Annotated in this window: 14 protein-coding genes; 2 read left to right on the top strand and 12 right to left on the bottom strand. The window is 71.3% G+C overall.

What is annotated here, in order from left to right:
- Positions 1-3 precede the first annotated feature (3 nt).
- From EL288_RS20320 to EL288_RS20265, 12 genes are all read right to left on the bottom strand, one after another.
- The gene (locus tag EL288_RS20320; RefSeq protein ID WP_033459344.1) at positions 4-1,257 is read right to left on the bottom strand and encodes a type II secretion system F family protein; all 1,254 of its coding nucleotides are present in this window, start codon (positions 1,255-1,257) and stop codon (positions 4-6) included.
- Complete coding sequence (locus EL288_RS20315; protein WP_003808244.1) at positions 1,254-2,879, bottom strand: GspE/PulE family protein; 1,626 nt, start codon at positions 2,877-2,879, stop codon at positions 1,254-1,256. The genes EL288_RS20320 and EL288_RS20315 overlap by 4 nt, the downstream gene beginning before the upstream one ends.
- A gap of 67 nt (positions 2,880-2,946) precedes the next feature.
- Complete coding sequence (locus EL288_RS20310; RefSeq protein ID WP_231844141.1) at positions 2,947-4,374, bottom strand: ExeA family protein; 1,428 nt, start codon at positions 4,372-4,374, stop codon at positions 2,947-2,949.
- Positions 4,361-5,263: a tetratricopeptide repeat protein gene (locus EL288_RS20305; protein WP_003808247.1), complete on the bottom strand. Its 903-nt coding sequence runs from the start codon at positions 5,261-5,263 to the stop codon at positions 4,361-4,363. Before EL288_RS20305 ends, EL288_RS20310 begins: the two co-directional genes overlap by 14 nt.
- Entirely contained in the window at positions 5,260-6,897 is a 1,638-nt protein-coding gene (mshL, locus tag EL288_RS20300) for a pilus (MSHA type) biogenesis protein MshL (protein WP_003808249.1), read from the bottom strand. The genes EL288_RS20305 and mshL overlap by 4 nt, the downstream gene beginning before the upstream one ends.
- Before the next feature lie 13 nt (positions 6,898-6,910).
- Entirely contained in the window at positions 6,911-7,675 is a 765-nt protein-coding gene (locus tag EL288_RS20295; RefSeq protein ID WP_003808251.1) for a type II secretion system protein, read from the bottom strand.
- On the bottom strand, positions 7,672-8,271 hold the full coding sequence (locus EL288_RS20290; RefSeq protein WP_126622025.1) for a hypothetical protein: 600 nt from the start codon (positions 8,269-8,271) through the stop codon (positions 7,672-7,674). Before EL288_RS20290 ends, EL288_RS20295 begins: the two co-directional genes overlap by 4 nt.
- Positions 8,272-8,296: 25 nt before the next feature.
- On the bottom strand, positions 8,297-8,806 hold the full coding sequence (locus EL288_RS20285; RefSeq protein WP_003808255.1) for a hypothetical protein: 510 nt from the start codon (positions 8,804-8,806) through the stop codon (positions 8,297-8,299).
- On the bottom strand, positions 8,803-10,173 hold the full coding sequence (locus EL288_RS20280; RefSeq protein ID WP_033473244.1) for a hypothetical protein: 1,371 nt from the start codon (positions 10,171-10,173) through the stop codon (positions 8,803-8,805). Before EL288_RS20280 ends, EL288_RS20285 begins: the two co-directional genes overlap by 4 nt.
- A gap of 4 nt (positions 10,174-10,177) precedes the next feature.
- A complete protein-coding gene (locus EL288_RS20275; RefSeq protein WP_003819516.1) occupies positions 10,178-10,684 on the bottom strand; it encodes a hypothetical protein in 507 nt (168 codons plus the stop codon).
- Positions 10,685-10,690: 6 nt separating this feature from the next.
- Entirely contained in the window at positions 10,691-11,485 is a 795-nt protein-coding gene (locus EL288_RS20270; RefSeq protein ID WP_003808263.1) for a type II secretion system protein, read from the bottom strand.
- 34 nt (positions 11,486-11,519) lie between these two features.
- Positions 11,520-12,560, bottom strand: coding sequence for a type IV pilus twitching motility protein PilT (locus EL288_RS20265; RefSeq protein ID WP_003808265.1), 1,041 nt, complete (start codon positions 12,558-12,560; stop codon positions 11,520-11,522).
- Between the two features lie 234 nt (positions 12,561-12,794).
- Here EL288_RS20265 and EL288_RS20260 point away from each other — a divergent pair, with 234 nt between their 5' ends.
- The gene (locus tag EL288_RS20260; RefSeq protein ID WP_223851126.1) at positions 12,795-13,634 is read left to right on the top strand and encodes a prepilin peptidase; all 840 of its coding nucleotides are present in this window, start codon (positions 12,795-12,797) and stop codon (positions 13,632-13,634) included.
- Between the two features lie 148 nt (positions 13,635-13,782).
- Entirely contained in the window at positions 13,783-16,146 is a 2,364-nt protein-coding gene (gene tssI, locus EL288_RS20255; RefSeq protein ID WP_003808272.1) for a type VI secretion system Vgr family protein, read from the top strand.

Below are 16,146 nucleotides of genomic sequence, written 5' to 3'. Positions count from 1 at the left end.
GGCTCACATCGGACGGGCGGCCATCGATTGGCGCACCAGGTCGTAGACCGGCAGCAGCAGGGCCACGATCAACAGGGTGAACATGGCGCCGGCGATCAGGATCACCAGCGGCTTGATCACTTCGGACAGCATGGCGATGACGCGCGCCAGCCGGGTGCCGTATTCCTTGGCCAGGTAGCTGAGCTGGCGGTCCAGCGTGCCGGTCTCCTCGCCGACGGCGATCATGCGCATCATGATGGGCGGAAAGCCGCCGACGTGGCGCATGGCGGTGGAGATGCCTTCGCCGCGTTCCATGATCTGGCGGACCGCCACGATGCGGTCGCGGTAGTAGTCGTCGCCGATGGCGCGGCCCAGGATGGACAGGCTCTTGACCACGTCCAGTCCGGCGTGGATGAGGATGGCCATGTACTCGGCGAAGAAGGCCAGGCCCGACGAGGTGACGATCACCCGGCTCACCGGCAGCCGGTGCAGCAGGTAGAAGCCGGCGCGGCGCATCGGCCTGAAGTAGCGCCACGCCAGCCACAGCGAAACGAACAGCACCGCCATGCCCAGGGTGACCTTGCCGAAATGGCGCGTCAGCCAGGCCGCGCCGTCGAGCACGGCGATGGTCAGCGCCGGCAGCTTGGCGTTCATCTGCTGGAACAGGCCGACGAGGTTGGGGATGACATAGTGGATCCAGAACCCGGCGGCGCCGAAGATGGCCAGGAACACGAAGGCCGGGTAGATCAGCGCCTGGCGCGTATCGGCCTTCATGGCGGCGATGCGTTCCAGGTGCTCGGCCGATTCCAGCAGCATGCGGTCCATCGAGCCGGTTTCGTCGCCGATCAGGATGAGGTTGCGCACCGTCTCGGGAAAGATGTCGGGCTGGCGGCCCACCGCTTCGCTGATCGGCGCGCCGGCGTCCAGGTCTTCCAGCAGGCGCCGGCCCACGCGCGCGACGTTGCTGCGCTTGCTGGCGTTTTCCTCCGAGACCGTGCGCACTGCTTCCAGCAGCGGGATGCCGCTGCCGGTCATCACGGCCAGGTCGCGCAGCATGCCCGACAGTTCCTTGGGGCGGATGCCGGGGCGAAACACATCCGAAATGCTGCGGTGCGCCTCGGCGGCCCAGCGCGGCATGCGCCGCAGCCGCACCACGGTGGCGCCGTATTGCCGCTCCAGCCACAGCCGCGCCGAGGCGTCGCGCTCGACGCTCAGCTTGACCAGGCCGCTGCGCAGCTTGCCGTTGGGCAGCAGCAGGCGGTAGTAGTACAGGTTCATGACGCCGGCCCGTCCCCGACCACGCGCAGCACTTCCTCGGCGGTGGTCTGGCCGCGCCGCACGCGCTCGCGCGCCAGCTCGGCCATGCCGCGAAAGCCGCGCGCATGCGCCAGCGAGCGGATGGCTTCGCGGCCGGCGGTGTCGGCGATGGCGTTGGCCAGCGTTTCGTCGATTTCCAGGATTTCGTAGGCCGGCAGGCGGCCCAGGTAGCCGGTCTGGCGGCAGCGGCCGCAGCCCGCGCCGCGCCGGCCGGTGGCGTGCTCGTCCACGCCGAGCCAGGCGCGCTCGGCCGCCGTGAAGGCCACTTCGGCGGCGCAGAACGGGCAGTTCTGCCGCACCAGCCGCTGGTTGACCACCACCAGCAGGTTCTCGGCGATCGACTGCGAGTCCAGCCCCAGCGGCTGCAGGCGCGGCACCACGCCGAACACGCTGGTGACGTGCAGCGTGGACAGCACCAGGTGGCCGGTGGCCGCGGCCTCGACCGCGGCCTGCGCGGTCTCGGCGTCGCGCATTTCGCCCAGCAGGATCACGTCCGGATCGTGCCGCAGGAAGTGGCGCAGCGCCGTGGTGAAGTCGTAGCCGGCGCGCCGGTTGACCTCGGTCTGCCCGGCGCCGGGCACGCGGTACTCGAGCGGGTCTTCCACCGTGAGCACGTTGCGCTCGATCAGCGACTGCATGCGCAGCGCGGCGTGCAGCGAGCTGCTCTTGCCCGAGCCGGTGGGCCCGGTGATCAGCACCAGGCCGTTGGGCTTGGCGAACAGCCGTTCGAGCCGCTCCACGTCTTCGGCGAAAAAGCCCAGGTCGGCCAGGCCGGACAGGTTGTTGTGCTCGGGCAGCAGGCGCATGACCATGCGCTCGCCATGCTCGGTGACGATGGTCGACACGCGGATGGTCAGCGCGGCGTCGAGGATGTGGGCGCGGAAGCTGCCGTCCTGCGGACGGCGCTGGTCCGAGATGTCCATCTCCGCCGTCAGCTTGATGTAGCCCAGCAGGCGCTGCAGGCTGGGCGGCAGCGCCATCATCGGGCGCAGCACGCCATCGACGCGGAACAGCACGTGCAGGCTGCTGGCCTCGGCGGTGATGTGGATGTCGGTGGTGCGCTCGCGCACCGCCAGGTGCAGCAGGTAGTCCAGCACCTTGTCGGGGCTGAAGGCGTGGTCGGGATCGTCCGAGAGGCGGCGCACTTCGCGCGCCAGCAGGCTTTCCAGCGGGTTCTGCGCGAAGTAATAGCTGTGGCGGATCAGGCGGGTGACCAGCGAGAACTCGGCCTGCATGAAGCGGCAGCGCAGGCTGGTGCGCTGCAGGACCAGCGCCGCCACGCGCGCCGGCACCGCTTCGCCCAGCAGCACTTGCAGCTCGCCGTCCTGGCGGCGCAGGGGCAGGAAATTGTGGGTCAGGCACAGTTCGCGGTTGAACATGGCCAGCACCTGCGGGTCGGCCTCGGGCAGCACGTCGCCGGCGACGAACTCGATGCCTTGCAGTTCGGCCAGCGTGGCCACCACCACGCGTTCCTCGGCCAGGCCGTTCTGGATCAGCAGGCGGCTCAGCGGCAGCGGTTCGACCGTGTGTTTCTGTTCGGCGTATAGCAGTTGCACCGGCGTGAGCAGCCCGCGTTCGACCATCAGGCCGCCCAGCGTCGTGCTGGCGGGCTGGCCGGTTTCGGCGGCGGGCGCCGGGCTCAGGGTAGTTTCAGTCATGCGTAACGGGTTCCTCGATGAGGGCGGGCGCCTCGGCGGGCAGCGCCAGCGCGGCCAGCAACAGGGTGGCCGGGTCGGGGCTGCCGGTGGCGGGCAAGGCGTGGTCGCGCTGGAAGCTGGCCAGCGCCTGGCGCGTCTGCGCGCCGTAGATGCCGTCGGCGCGCGTGGCCAGCAGGCCGGCCGCGCCCAGGCGTTGCTGCAGGGCCTGCACCGAGGGGTGCGGGCCGCCGCTGGCGAAGTCTTCCGGGCGCCAGGGGGCGCGCCAGGCCAGGTCGGTGCGGCCGTCGCGCTCGCGCGCGCACAGGCCGGGGCGGCCTTGCGCCAGCGCCGCCACGCCGGCCGGCGCATCGGACACCCACAGCAGGCCGGCGGCATCGGCGCCTGCGGCGGCCAGCGCGGCCAGGCAGGCGTCGAAGGCGTGCGCCGGGGCCGGCGCGGCCTGGGCGGCAGCCGCCGCGGGGGCGGTGGGCGCGGCGCGCCATGGCCCGGCCGCGTAGAGCGCGCCGGTGCCCAGCACGCCGGCGGCCAGCACGGCCGCCGCCATGGGCAGGCGCGCGCGGCGCGTGGCGCGCGGCGCCGTGGCGTGCGCCATGCCGGCCTCGGCGGCGGCGCGGCGCACCAGCGCGGCGTCGATGCGTCCGTGGCCCTGTTGCAGCACGCCGTACAGCGCGCGGTCGAGGATCTGGTGGATGCGGCGCGCATTGCCGCGGCTGCGCCGGTACAGCGCCGCGACCGCGCGCGGCGACAGGTCGATGCGTCCGGCCGCGCCGCTGACCGCCAGGCGGAACGCGGCATAGCGGCCGGTCTCGGCGCGGTCCAGCGTGTGCAGGCGGATGTGCTCGCCGATGCGGCTGGTCAGCTGGCGGATCTCGGGACGGGCCAGCCGCTCGGCCAGCTCGGGCTGGCCGCACAGCACGATCTGCAGCAGTTTCTCCTGGCCGCTTTCCAGGTTCGACAGCAGCCGCAGCAGCTCCAGGCTTTCCAGGCTCAGGTTCTGCGCGTCGTCGATGCACAGGACGCACAGCGCGCCGGCGCGCCATTGCTCCAGCAGGAAGGCGTTCAGGCGTTCGACGTGATCGGCCGCCGAGCCGTGCGCGGGCAGGCCGAAGTCCTTGAGGATGGCCGCCAGCAGCGCCTCGCCCTGCAGGAAGGTATTGAAGACCAGGCTGGTCCTGAGCGCCTGGCGTTCGGCCAGCGCGGCCAGCAGCTGGCGCAGGAAGGTGCTCTTGCCGGTGCCGATCTCGCCGGTCAGCAGGATGAAGCCCTTGCCGCTGGCCAGGCAGTGCGCGGCCTCGGCCTGGCGCGCCTGCAGCCATTCGGTATGGAAGTAGTGTTCGGCGTCGGGCGTGGGCGGAAAGGGCGGCGTGTGCATGCCCAGGCGCCGGTGCGCCGGATCGGCGAGGGCGTCAGCGTTGCTCATGGCCGATCTGCTCCTGCAGGGCGCGCACGCCGCGCGAATCGGGATGCTGCTGGCGCAGCCGCTCGAGCAGCGCGCGCGCGTCGGCCACCCGGCCCTGGCGCGCTTCGATGATGGCCAGGTTCAGGCCGGCGTTCTCGTCGTTGGGCAGGCGCGCCAGCAGGGCGCGATAGCTCTCGGCGGCGGCGCGGTCGTTGCCGCCGTACATGTGCAGCCAGGCCTGGCGCCGCAGCAGGGTCAGGCTTTCGCCGGGCAAGGCGGCGCGCAGGCTGTCGAGCTGGCGCCGCGCCGTGCCCAGGTCGCCGGCCGCGGCGGCGCGGTCGAAAGCCTCGGCCATGGCCGCCACCGCATTGGCGTTGGCCGCGCCGGCGCGCGCCGGCTTGTCCTGCACGATGAAGGCGCCGGCCGGCACGCTGGGCGGCTCCATGCGCGCGGCCGGCGCTTCGTACGAGGCCGCCGCCAGCGCCGCGCCCGGCATGCCCGCGGCGGGCAAGGGAAAGCCGACCGCCGGCGCCGCGGGCGGCGCCATGGCGGCCAGCTCGGCCTGCATTCTTTCCAGGCGTTCCTGGTTGGCCATCATCTGGCGCAGCAGCGCATTGAGCTGCTGCGCATCGGAGGCGGGGCCGCGCGCGGCCTGCGCGGGCAGGCCGTCCGGCGCCGCCGGCGGCGGCAGCGGGCGCGCCGGGCCGGCGCCGTCGGCCAGGCCGTCGGCGGCCAGGATCCAGCCGGCCATGCCCAGGCTGGCGCCGAACACGACCGCCACGGCCAGGCTCCTGGCGAACTGGCCGCCGCGCGCGGGCCGCGCCGGCGCGCCGGCAAAGCCGCGGCCCACCGGAGCGCCCGGACCCGTGGCGGACGGGCCATTGCGCAATGCGTCGTAGATCAGGCTCATATCACGCGTACCCTCAGGATGATGACCAGCTCGCGGCTCTTGTGGCTGTCGCTGCGGTTGTCGAACAGCACGCCCGCGCCGGGGATGTCCGACAGCCCGGGCAGCCCCTTGTTGGCGTTGGTGAATTGCTGGTCGATCAGCCCGCCCAGCACGACGGTGTCGCCGTTGTTCAGGTTGAGCGTGGTGGTGATGCTCTTGGTGTTGATGATGGGCAGCGTCACGCTGTTGCCGTTGCCCACGTCCACCAGCGCCAGGCTCTGCGGCTGTACCTGGGTCTGCATGGGATGCACGAACAGCTCGACCCGGCCGTCCTCGTGGATGAAGGGCGCCACGCCCACCACCACGCCGGAGAACAGCGAATCGGTCTGCACGTCGGAGGACGAGTTCGACGAGCCGCCGCCGATGTTGTTGAAGGTGGTGCTGATCTCGGTGACGTAGCGCACGTTGGCGCCCACGCTGAGATAGGCGGGCACGCCGTTGCGCACGCGCACGGTCGGGTTGGACAGCACCTTGACCGATCCGAACGAGCGCAGGGCGTTCAAGGCCACCGAGAAGCTGTCGTTGGCGAAGCCGATGCCGCCGCCCACGCCGGCGGCGCTGCCGATGACCTGGGCCGGGATGTTGATCGAGCGCGGCAGCAGTCCGCTGCCCGGCTGCGTGCCGGCCGGCGTGTTGGCCGTGATGGCGCCCGAGCCGTAGCGGCCCGACAGGTGGTTGGTCAGCAGGTTCCAGTCCACGCCGAACTCGAATCCGTCGTTCAGCTCGATGTCGATCAGCTGCGCCTCGACCTGGATCTGGCGCCGTATGGTGGCCTGGTTGCGGCGGATCAGCTCCTCGACCGCGCGCACCTTGGCCGGGCGCGCGCGCACGTACAGCGAGCCGGTGGTGCGGTCCAGGCTGTAGCGGCTTTTCTCGGCCGGCGCGCCGCCCGGCACGCCCGACGAGGTGTCTTCCAGCACCTTGCCGATGGCTTCGGCCAGCTGCTTGTAGGCGTCGGCATCGTCGCCGACCTTGCCGCTGAGCTTGAGGTCGCCGCGCAGCGTGCTGCTGCCGCCGCTGCTGCCGCTGCCGCCGAACACGTCGCCGCCGGTCTGGATGTCCAGCGCGGTGTTGCCGCCCAGCATCTCGATGGTGAACACGCGCTCCTGCATCAGCGACACGGTCAGCACGTTGCCGTGCACCGCGCCGTGCAGGTCGAATACCTGCAGGATGCGGTCGAACACCTCGCGGGCCGATACGCGCTGCAGGTACAGGCTGGCGCGCTGCGGCATGTCCAGCACCTGCGGATCGACCACCAGGTTCATGCGCAACTGGTCGGACAGCGCCCACAGCAACTGGCCGACCTTGGCGTCGTGCATGTTGACGCTGATGATCTTGTCTTCCAGCGGGTCGTATTGCGGTGCGATCGGGTCTAGTTTCGGCACGGTGGGCTGGATGCGCTGCACGCGCTGGAGCATTTCGTCGTTATGGGCCAGCAGCTTGGCCGATTCCTCGGCCACGGCGTTCGAGGTGGTCTGCAAGGCCGCGTGATCGGTCTTGGGGAAGTTCTGCACGCTGCGGGGCGTGTCGGCGCAGCCGGCCAGGGCCAGCACGAGCGCGAGGGGGGCGAGGGGAGCGAAGGATCGGGATTTCATCTGGGCAACTGTGTCAATGCGCGCGGGCGGCAAGCCAGCCCAGCAGTTCCGCTGTGCCGACTGCCGCGACCGCGTCGCTGTTCTGGTTGGCGCGCCCGCCGGCCGGGGCGATGGCGCACAGCGCCGCGCCGCGTGCCAGCGCGGCATGCGCGGCGGAGAAAACCGGTAGCGCGCCGCCGGCGGCCGGCGTGGCGGGCGCAATCACGACGAACGCCGGATTGACCTGCGTGGCGCCGGCGCACGGGTCGGCCACGCCCTGGCGGGCGGTGGCCAGGCGCAGCGCCGCGCCGTCGTAGGGCATCTGGCCGGCGCGGCGCAGCGTCTCGTACAAGGCCGCTTCGCCGCCGGGGCTGTAGTCCACCGGCGCGGCGCCGGCGCTCGGACGGAACAGATCGGGGCCGCCGGGCACGCGCAACGCCGCGTAGGCCAGCCGGCGGCCGTTGGCGCCCGGCGCGGCGGCGCCGGCCAGGCCCAGGGTTTCGTAGGGCAGCCAGCCCGAGGCCTGGCTGCACTGGCCGTCGGCATGGCTGGCCCAGCCGTTGCCGGTGGTGTCCGGGCAGGGCAGGCGCTGCATGCGCAGCGCGTAGGCCAGCACCGCCTGGCGCGCCCGCTCGGCCTCGGCCTGGGCCTGGCCCTGGCTGCCATGGCTGTACAGCGCCTGCTGGGCGCCATACAGGCCCGCGCCCAGCAGCCCGACGACCGCCAGCGCGATGGCGACCTCCAGCAGGGTGTAGCCCTGCTGGCGGCCGGCCGCCGAGGGGCGGGCGCGGCGCGTCATGGGCGCGCCGCCGGGGTGTCGATGACGTAATCGGTACGCAGCTGCTTTTGCAGCGCCGCGACTTCGTCGCCGATCCTGCGCATCGCTTCGGCGCGGCCCGGTTCGCTGGCCGGCTGCTGCTGCAGCGCCTGCAATTGCTGGCCCAGCACCGACAGGCGCTCGGCCACGCGCAGGTTGGCGCGCAGCACGTCCAGGCGCACGCCGCCCACTTCGGGCGAACCGTGGGCCTGCTCCAGATCGCGCAGCGCGCGGTCCAGTTCGGCCAGATCCGGGGCGGGCGAGGCGCTCAGGCGCTGCAGCCTGGCGTGCGCCTCGGCCATGGCCTGTTCGCGCGCCGAGAGGGCTGGCGCGGCCGCGGGCGCGGGGCGAGCGGCCGGCGCCGGCCGGGCGCGGTTGCCGGCCGCCCAGGGCGGCGGCGCGCTGTCGGCCGCCGGCTCGGGCAGCACGGGCGGCGCCGGCGGTTGCGGCCGTTCGGCGCTCAAAGGCGGTTCGACCGGCGCGGCGGGCTCGGGGGGCGGCGCGAACTGGCGATAGGCCAGCAGGCCGGCCGCGGCTATGGCCAGGACGGCCAGGGTGGCGTAGACGCGGATTCTCATGTCGTCATCCGGGCGCGGGGGCGGGTCATGGGTTGTCCTTGAAGGCGTGGCGCAGGGGGTAGGTGCGCTGCAGGCCGATGGCGTCTTCCAGCGTCACGGCGGCCATGTCGATGCGCGCGACGCGCGTGCCGTCGGCCAGCCGCTGTCCTTCGCGCACGTACTCGCCATCGACGATGGCCAGCCGCGCGCCGCGTCCGCCGGCCATGATCATGGTGACCACGCGGGCCGATTCGCCGCTGCCGGCGCGCCCCGGCGCGGCGCCCGCGCGCGGCAGGCCGGGCTGGGCGTCGGTGGCCAGCGCCACGTTGCGCGCCGGCGCCGCGCCGGCCGCGTCGGCCTGCGCCATCGATTGCAGGGTGGCGGCCAGCTTGTCGGCCGCCTCGATATCGCGCAGCAGCGCGGGCGGCACCGCCGCGGCCGGCGCGCGCATGGCGTACAGGCGCACCGATGGCTGCGTGGCGTAGTTGTAGGCGGCCCAGCCGCCCAGCAGCAGCCAGGCCGCCAGCGCGCTCAGCGCATAGTGGCGCGGCTTCATGGTTGCTTCCTCGCAAGCGCCACCGGCGGCGCCTGCCTCAGGTGATAGGAGAAGAATCCGGCCGGCGGCTGCGACGAGGCGCTGGCGGCGTTGGGGTCGACCGAGGTGGCCACGTAGCCGTTCTCGCGCAGCACGCCGACAAAGCGCGCCAGCAGCGCGCCCGGCGTGCTGCCCTGGCTGCCGTCGAGCACGCCGTCGACCGCCAGCAGCCGTTCGCCCGCCGCGCCCGCCTGCTGCGGGCGCGTGGTCGTGACATGCACGCGCAGGATGCGGATGCCGCCGGCGCTGGCCGAGCGCAGCGCGTTGAGCACCTCGACCGGATCGGTCTGTTCGCGCAGGGCGTCGGCGCGTTCGAGAAAGGCGCGCTGCGCCGGGTAGGCCTCGGGCATGGCGCGGGTGGCGGCCAGCCGGCCGATCTCGGCGCGCAGGGGTTCGCTGTCGCGGGTTTCCTGCAAGGCCTGCTGCTGCGCCTTGCCGGCTTTCAGGGCCCAGCTGCCGGCCTGCACCGACAGCACCGCGGCCAGCGTCAACGAGGCCACGCTGGCCCAGGGCAGGGCGCGCTCGGCCAGGTACATCAGCTTGGACGCGTTGTCGTTGACGGCCACCCGCACCGGGGCGGCGGCCACCAGCGCCGGCAAGGCGCTGTAGACGGCGCGCCCGGCCTCGTCGCGCAAGGCCTCGGCCGGCGCCAGCCGCGTCGCCAGGCCGCTTTGCTCGGCGAAGCGGCGCGCCAGGCGCTCGTCCATCTCCAGGCTGTCGGCGGCCAGGCTGACGGTCCAGGAGATGAGCAGGCGCTCGACGTCCTCCGGGTTGTCGCCCACTTCGTCGCGAATGCTGGCGGCCAGGTTCAGCACCGCCGTGTCCAGGTCTTCCTCCTGGTCGCTGAATGTGATGGCGCTGGCGTACAGCATGCGGTGCTTGGCCTGCGCCATGAAGATCAGCTGGCGGCCCAGCCGCAGCATCACGCCGCGTCCGCTGCCCACCGCCGACCACAGCAGCGCCGCCAGCGGCACCAGCGGGCAATGGTCGGCCTGGTTGCCGCTCCAGGTGGTCAGGTTCTGCCAGTCGGCCAGCGTCACCGCGGTGTACAGCGCCTGGTAGCCCTTGCCGAAATGCTTGACGTGGTGCACCAGGATGCGCGATTCCTGGTCGATCATGCCGTCGGCGCGCAGCTTCTTCTCGATGACGGCGGCGGCATGCTGCGGGCTGCCTTCGAGCAGCGTCATGCCCAGGGTGGCCTGGCCGAAGTCGGACACCGCTACCACCGGCCGGGCCAGGGTCGGGTAGCCGGCCTGCGCGGTCAGCTGGCCGTCGGCCAGCAGGTGCCAGGCGCCCTCGTGGTGCAGCAGAATGGATTGGATATGCATGGCGCTACCTGTCCAGGCGGAACAGCAGGGTGCCGCGCAGGGTCAGCACGACGTCCGGGTTGTTGCCCGAGGTGGCATGGAACAGGCCGTCCTCGGGGCGCGTGACCGACAGGTCGAACTGCTCGGCGCCGAACAGCCGGCCGGTGCCGGTGGAGGCTTCCCTGAGCAGGTCGTTGACCGCATGGCGCGTCATGGCCGATTGCTGGATGCTGATGCGGCGCTCGCTCCAGCCGCCGGCGGCAAAGCCGGTGGCCTCGGCGCTGGCCAGGATGCGGCGCGCCGCGTCGGCGCGCTCGGCTTCCTTGCGCGCCACGGTCAGTTCCTGCGTGGTCTGCACGCGCTGGCGCTCGCTCAGCGACAGGGCGGCGTAGGCGTGGTCCAGGTCCTGGCGCGCGCCATGGAAGCCGTAGGCGGCCACGGCCAGCACCAGCAGCGACAGCGCGAACAACTGCAGCGAGCGCTTGCGCGACAGCTGCCAGCGTCGCCCGGAGAGTCGGGGAAATCGCGGCATGGCGGCCTACTGGTTCATCTTGTAGTGGGCGATCAGCGTCAGGACCTGGCCTTCGGCGTTGCCGGTCTCGACCTTCTCGGCGTCGCCCGTGCTGCCGTACGTCTGCGTGTTGTTGCCCTTCCATTCGACGCCGGGCTGCGAGCCCGCGCCCGAGGCCACCGAGTTCTGGCGGAAGCTGCCGCCGCTGGCGTCGCCGTTGCCGTCGATGGCCGACGACAGCGAGCGCGCCAGGTCCGGCGTCAGGCCGGTGAGAATCATCACGTTGCCCGAGCCCGAATGCGTGCCGGGCGGGTTCCACTGGAAGCAGACCTGGATTTCCTGCGGGTTGCCGTTGGTGTCCAGGTAGACGTAGCGGTCTTCGTAGCCCTGGCCGCGTCCCTGCGGCAGGGTGATGCCGGCGCGCAGCATGACTTCGCGCAGCTGCACGTCGCCGTCGACCGGACGGTCGATGCCGGGCGCCGTGCCGCCATTGCAGATGGCCGAGGGCAGGTTGGAGATGCGGCTCATGTCGCCGCCCGACAGCGATCCGTTGGAACCGGTGAACTTGGCGCCGTTGACCATCAGGCGCGGCGCGCGCTGGTCGTCGCCGGGCGGCACGCCGGTGCGCTGCACGTAGTTGTTGTAGGCCAGCGCCCACTGGTTGACGAAGTTCTGGCGGATGCGCGTGTACTCGGCGTTGCGTTGCGCGTCGCGGCCTATCATGACGGCGCCCAGGATGATGCCGATGATGACCAGGACCACGGCCATTTCCACCAGCGTGAAGCCGGCCTGGAGCTGGCGGGAGCGTTGCGGTGCGTTCATAGGAAGAGCTCTGCGTAAAAGGGAAATGGGGGGCTCACAGGCCCAGCGAACGCCGGTCCCTGGCGTAGGCCAGGGCCTGCTCGGCGGAAATCAGTTTCTTGCGCAGCAGGTCCTGCAGCGCCTGGTCCAGCGTCTGCATGCCGTGGGCCTGCCCGGTCTGGATGCTGGAGACCATCTGCGCGATCTTGTCTTCGCGGATCAGGTTGCGGATGGCCGGCGTGCCGACCATGATTTCCCAGGCGGCGCAGCGTCCGCCGCCTTCCTGCTTGAGCAGGACTTGCGCGATGACCGCGCGCAGCGATTCCGACAGCATCGAGCGGATCATGCTTTTCTCGCCGGCCGGAAACACATCGATGATGCGGTCCACCGTCTTGGCGGCCGAGTTGGTGTGCAAGGTGGCGAACACCAGGTGGCCGGTCTCGGCGGCGGTCATGGCCAGGCGCATGGTTTCCAGGTCGCGCAGCTCGCCCACCAGGATGATGTCCGGGTCTTCGCGCAGCGCCGAGCGCAGCGCGGCCGAGAAGCTGTGGGTGTCGCGCCCGACCTCGCGCTGGTTGACCAGGCTGCGGCGCGATGGGTGCACGAACTCGATCGGATCCTCGATGGTGAGGATGTGATGCTCGCCTTCGCGGTTGAGGTGGTCGATCATCGCCGCCAGCGTGGTCGACTTGCCCGAGCCGGTCGGGCCGGTCACCAGGATCAGCCCCTGCGGCTGGCGCACTAGCTCCTTGAACGAGGCCGGGCAGCCCAGTTCGTCCAGCGTGCGGATGGCCGACGGAATGGTGCGCAGCACCGCGGCCGGGCCGCGCTGCTGGTTGAAGGCATTGACGCGAAAGCGCGCCAGGCCTTCGACGTCGATCGAGAAATCCAGCTCCTGGCGCGTCTCGTATTCTTCGCGCTGGGCCGGCTGCATCAGCTGGTGGATCATGGCGCGCAGGGCGTCGGGCGTGAGCGCCGCGACGTCCTGGCGCACCACGTCGCCGTTGATGCGCAGCATGGGCGGCAGCCCCGCCGACAGATGCAGGTCGGAGGCGCCGCGCGCCACGGTCAAGGCCAGTAGTTCATCGATGGTCATGGTGGTTCGGCTGCCGTGCCGGCGCGCCGTGGCGCGCCCGGATGTGTCTTGCGACAAGGAGGTCGACGCAGTGGAAATCTGTGTCAGAATGCGGCGCTCTTCATGCGTATCCCGCCCACTGCCAAGTCGTACTGAATTCTAGGAATTTCGTAATGTGACGACTTGTCAGCGCGTGCCAACTTGTTGGCATGGCGTCCCAATTGTTGGCATGGCGTCTCAACCAAGGAGGCGAGGGTGCAAACCTGGATGGAAATCCGCCTGCCCGGCCTGGACGGGGCGGGCTGGCTGGCCGGCGCGGCCGTGCTCGGACTGGCGCTGGGCAGTTTTCTCAATGTGGTGCTGGCGCGCCTGCCGGCCATGCTCGAATACCGCTGGCGCCTGGACGGCCAGCCGGACGGCGCTGCCGCGTGCGCGCCGCCGCCCGGCCTGGCGCATCCGCCGTCGCGCTGCCCGCATTGCGCGACCGCGCTGCGCTGGCGCCACAACGTGCCGGTGCTGTCGTGGCTATGGCTGCGCGGGCGCTGCGCATTCTGCGCGGCGCCCATCGCCGCGCGCTATCCGCTCGTCGAGGCCGCCACCGGCGCGCTGTGCGCCGGCATCGCCGTTCTGTACGGCCCCACGCTGCTGGCGCTGGCCCTGATGGGGCTGGCCGCCATGCTGCTGGTGCTGGCCTGCTTCGACCTGGAGCATCTGCTGCTGCCCGATTGCCTGACCCTGCCTCTGCTGTGGGCCGGCCTGCTGGCCAACGCCGCCGGCATGGGCCTGGCCACGCCGGCCCAGGCGATCGCCGGCGCGGCCGCGGGCTATGCGCTGCTGGCTGGCGTGGCCTGGGCGTTTCGCCGCCGCACCGGCCGCGACGGCCTGGGCCTGGGCGATGCCAAGCTGCTGGCGGCGCTGGGCGCGTGGCTGGGCTGGCAGGCGCTGCCGGCCTTGCTGCTGGCGGCCGGCCTGTGGGGCGTGGCGGCGGGGCTGCTGGCGCGCTGGCGCCGGCGCGCGGCCTTGCAGCCGCTGGGGCCGGGGCTGGCGTTCGGCGCCGCCCTGATCGTGGCCGGGGCCGGGCTGATGGCGCGCTGAGCCGCGCGAATTTGTGTGCGGCGGCAACTTGTGTAACGTCGTCCCGGGGAGGGATGTTACGAAGCCGCCTGGGTGAAGCTTGGGCGTCATGCTGGCTTCCTAGGATCGTGCCCAACCGTTCGCGGCCCTGTCGGCCCCGGGCGTACCCATGGAGACGATCCTCGCAATGGCCGAACGCATCGTACGCGCCCTGACCCCGCTGCCCCCGCAAGCCCTGCAGTTTCGCAGCATGCACGGCCACGAAGGCCTGTCGGCGCTGTACGAATTCGAGGTGGACCTGCTGGCGGCCACCCATACGCTGGAACTGAAATCGCTGCTGGGCAAGCCGGTTTCGCTGGAAATCGAAACCGGCGGCGCGCCGCGCTACCTGTCGGGCCAGGCGACCCGCTGCGCCCTGGTGGGGCGCGAAGGCGACAGCGCGCGCCAGTATGTGTACCGGGTGACCATGCGGCCCTGGCTGTGGTACCTGACGCAGACCTCGGACAGCAAGATCTTCCAGCAGATGTCGGTGGTGGACGTGCTGCGCCAGGTGCTGGCCGACTACCCGTTTCCGGTCGAGTACCGGCTGGCCGGCAGCTACCGCCGCTGGGAATACTGCGTGCAGTACCAGGAAACCGATTTCGCCTTCGTCAGCCGCCTGATGGAGCACGAGGGCATCTACTACTGGTTCCGCCACGAGTCGGGCAGGCACACGCTGGTGCTGACCGACGACATCACCCAGCACGACGAGTGTCCGGGCGCGGCGCAGCTGCCGTATTACGGCCCGGATCGCGCCACGGTGCCTCAGGAGCAATACGTATCGCAGTGGCAGGTGGCCGAGGAGATCACGCCCGATGGCTTCGCCACCGTGGACTACGACTTCAAGAAGCCGGCCGCCAGCCTGGACGCGCAATCGAGCAACCCGGGCGCCTACGAGCCGGGCGGGCTGCAGGTGTACGAGTGGCTGGGCGGCTATACCGAGCCGGACCAGGGCGAGCGCTATTCGCGCATCCGCCTGGAGGCCCTGCAGGCGCACGGCGAAAGCGTGACCGGCGCGTGCAACGTGCGCGCCTTCGCGCCGGGTTACCTGTTCACGTTGCGCAACCATCCGCGCCCGGCCGAGAACCGCCAATACCTGATCGCGCAGGCGCATTACCGCATCCAGGAAGGCGGCTACGCCAGCGGCGCCGAGGATGCCGTCTTCGATATCGACTTCCGCGTCCTGCCGGCCACGGTGCCGTTTCGCGTGGCGCGCGCCACGCCGGTGCCGCGCACGCACGGGCCGCAGACCGCCACGGTGGTGGGCCAGGCCGGCGAAGAGATCTGGACCGACGAGTACGGCCGCGTCAAGGTGCACTTCCACTGGGACCGCTACGGCAAGAAGAACGAGAACAGCTCGTGCTGGGTGCGCGTGTCCAGCCCCTGGGCCGGCGGCGGCTTCGGCGGCATCCAGCTGCCGCGCGTGGGCGACGAAGTGATCGTGGACTTCATCGGCGGCTATCCCGACCGGCCCATTGTCATCGGCCGCGTCTACAACGCCAGCAACATGCCGCCCTGGGACCTGCCCGGCAACGCCACGCAAAGCGGGTTTCTCAGCCGCTCCAAGAACGGCGACCGGGGCACCGCCAACGCGCTGATGTTCGAGGACAGCGCGGGCGCCGAACGCATCTGGCTGCACGCCGAGCGCGACATGGACTGCGAGGTCGAGGCCAACGAGTCGCACACGGTCGACGGCAACCGCACCACCCTGATCGGCGGCAACGATACGCTGACGGTGCGGGGCACGCGCACCACCACCATTGACGGGCTGGACACCGAAACCTTCAACGCCGGCGCCACGCGCACCGTCACCGGCGAGGTGTCGGAGACCACCACCGGCAACGAGACGCGCACCTTCAACGGCGACGTGACCGAAACCGTCAACGGCGTGGAGACGCGCACGGTCAACGGCGACTGGAAGGAAACCATCACCGGCGAGATGACCGAAACGCGCACGGGCGACGAAACCCGCACGGTGACCGGCGCCGTCACGGAGACCATTACCGGCGACGTGACGCAGACCATCACCGGCGCGGTCACGCAAACACAGACCGGCGCGCACGACATCACCATCACCGGCGACCAGACCTCCAGCATCACCGGCGCGGTGTCGCACACGGTCACCGGCGCGTATACCCAGACGGTCACCGATCCGGTCACGGTCAACGCCAACACCAGCATGACCGTGGTCACGCCGTCGTGGACCGTCTCGTCGGCGTCGCAGCAGGCGTTCTGGACCGCCAACACCTTGCGCGGCACGCCGGCGCGCCTGACGGTGGTCGGCGCCGCGGCCGACTTCTGGGGCGTGCGCCAGCAGGTCTACGGCGGCATCAACTCGCAGTGGTCCACCGTGAAGATCGACCTGGCCGCGTTCAAGAACGGCTCCAACGGCTTCGAGAGCGGCCAGGCCGGCGCGCAGATCAAGGCCATCGGCGCGCAGATCAAGACCGGCGGGGCGGCGGTGATCTCGCGCGTCATCAATCTCTTCACCTAG

It is taken from the genome of Bordetella bronchiseptica, from assembly GCF_900636925.1.
Classification (GTDB): domain Bacteria; phylum Pseudomonadota; class Gammaproteobacteria; order Burkholderiales; family Burkholderiaceae_B; genus Bordetella; species Bordetella pertussis.
Note: the sequence above shows the minus strand (reverse complement) of the source record. Positions and strands in the feature narration are given on the sequence as shown.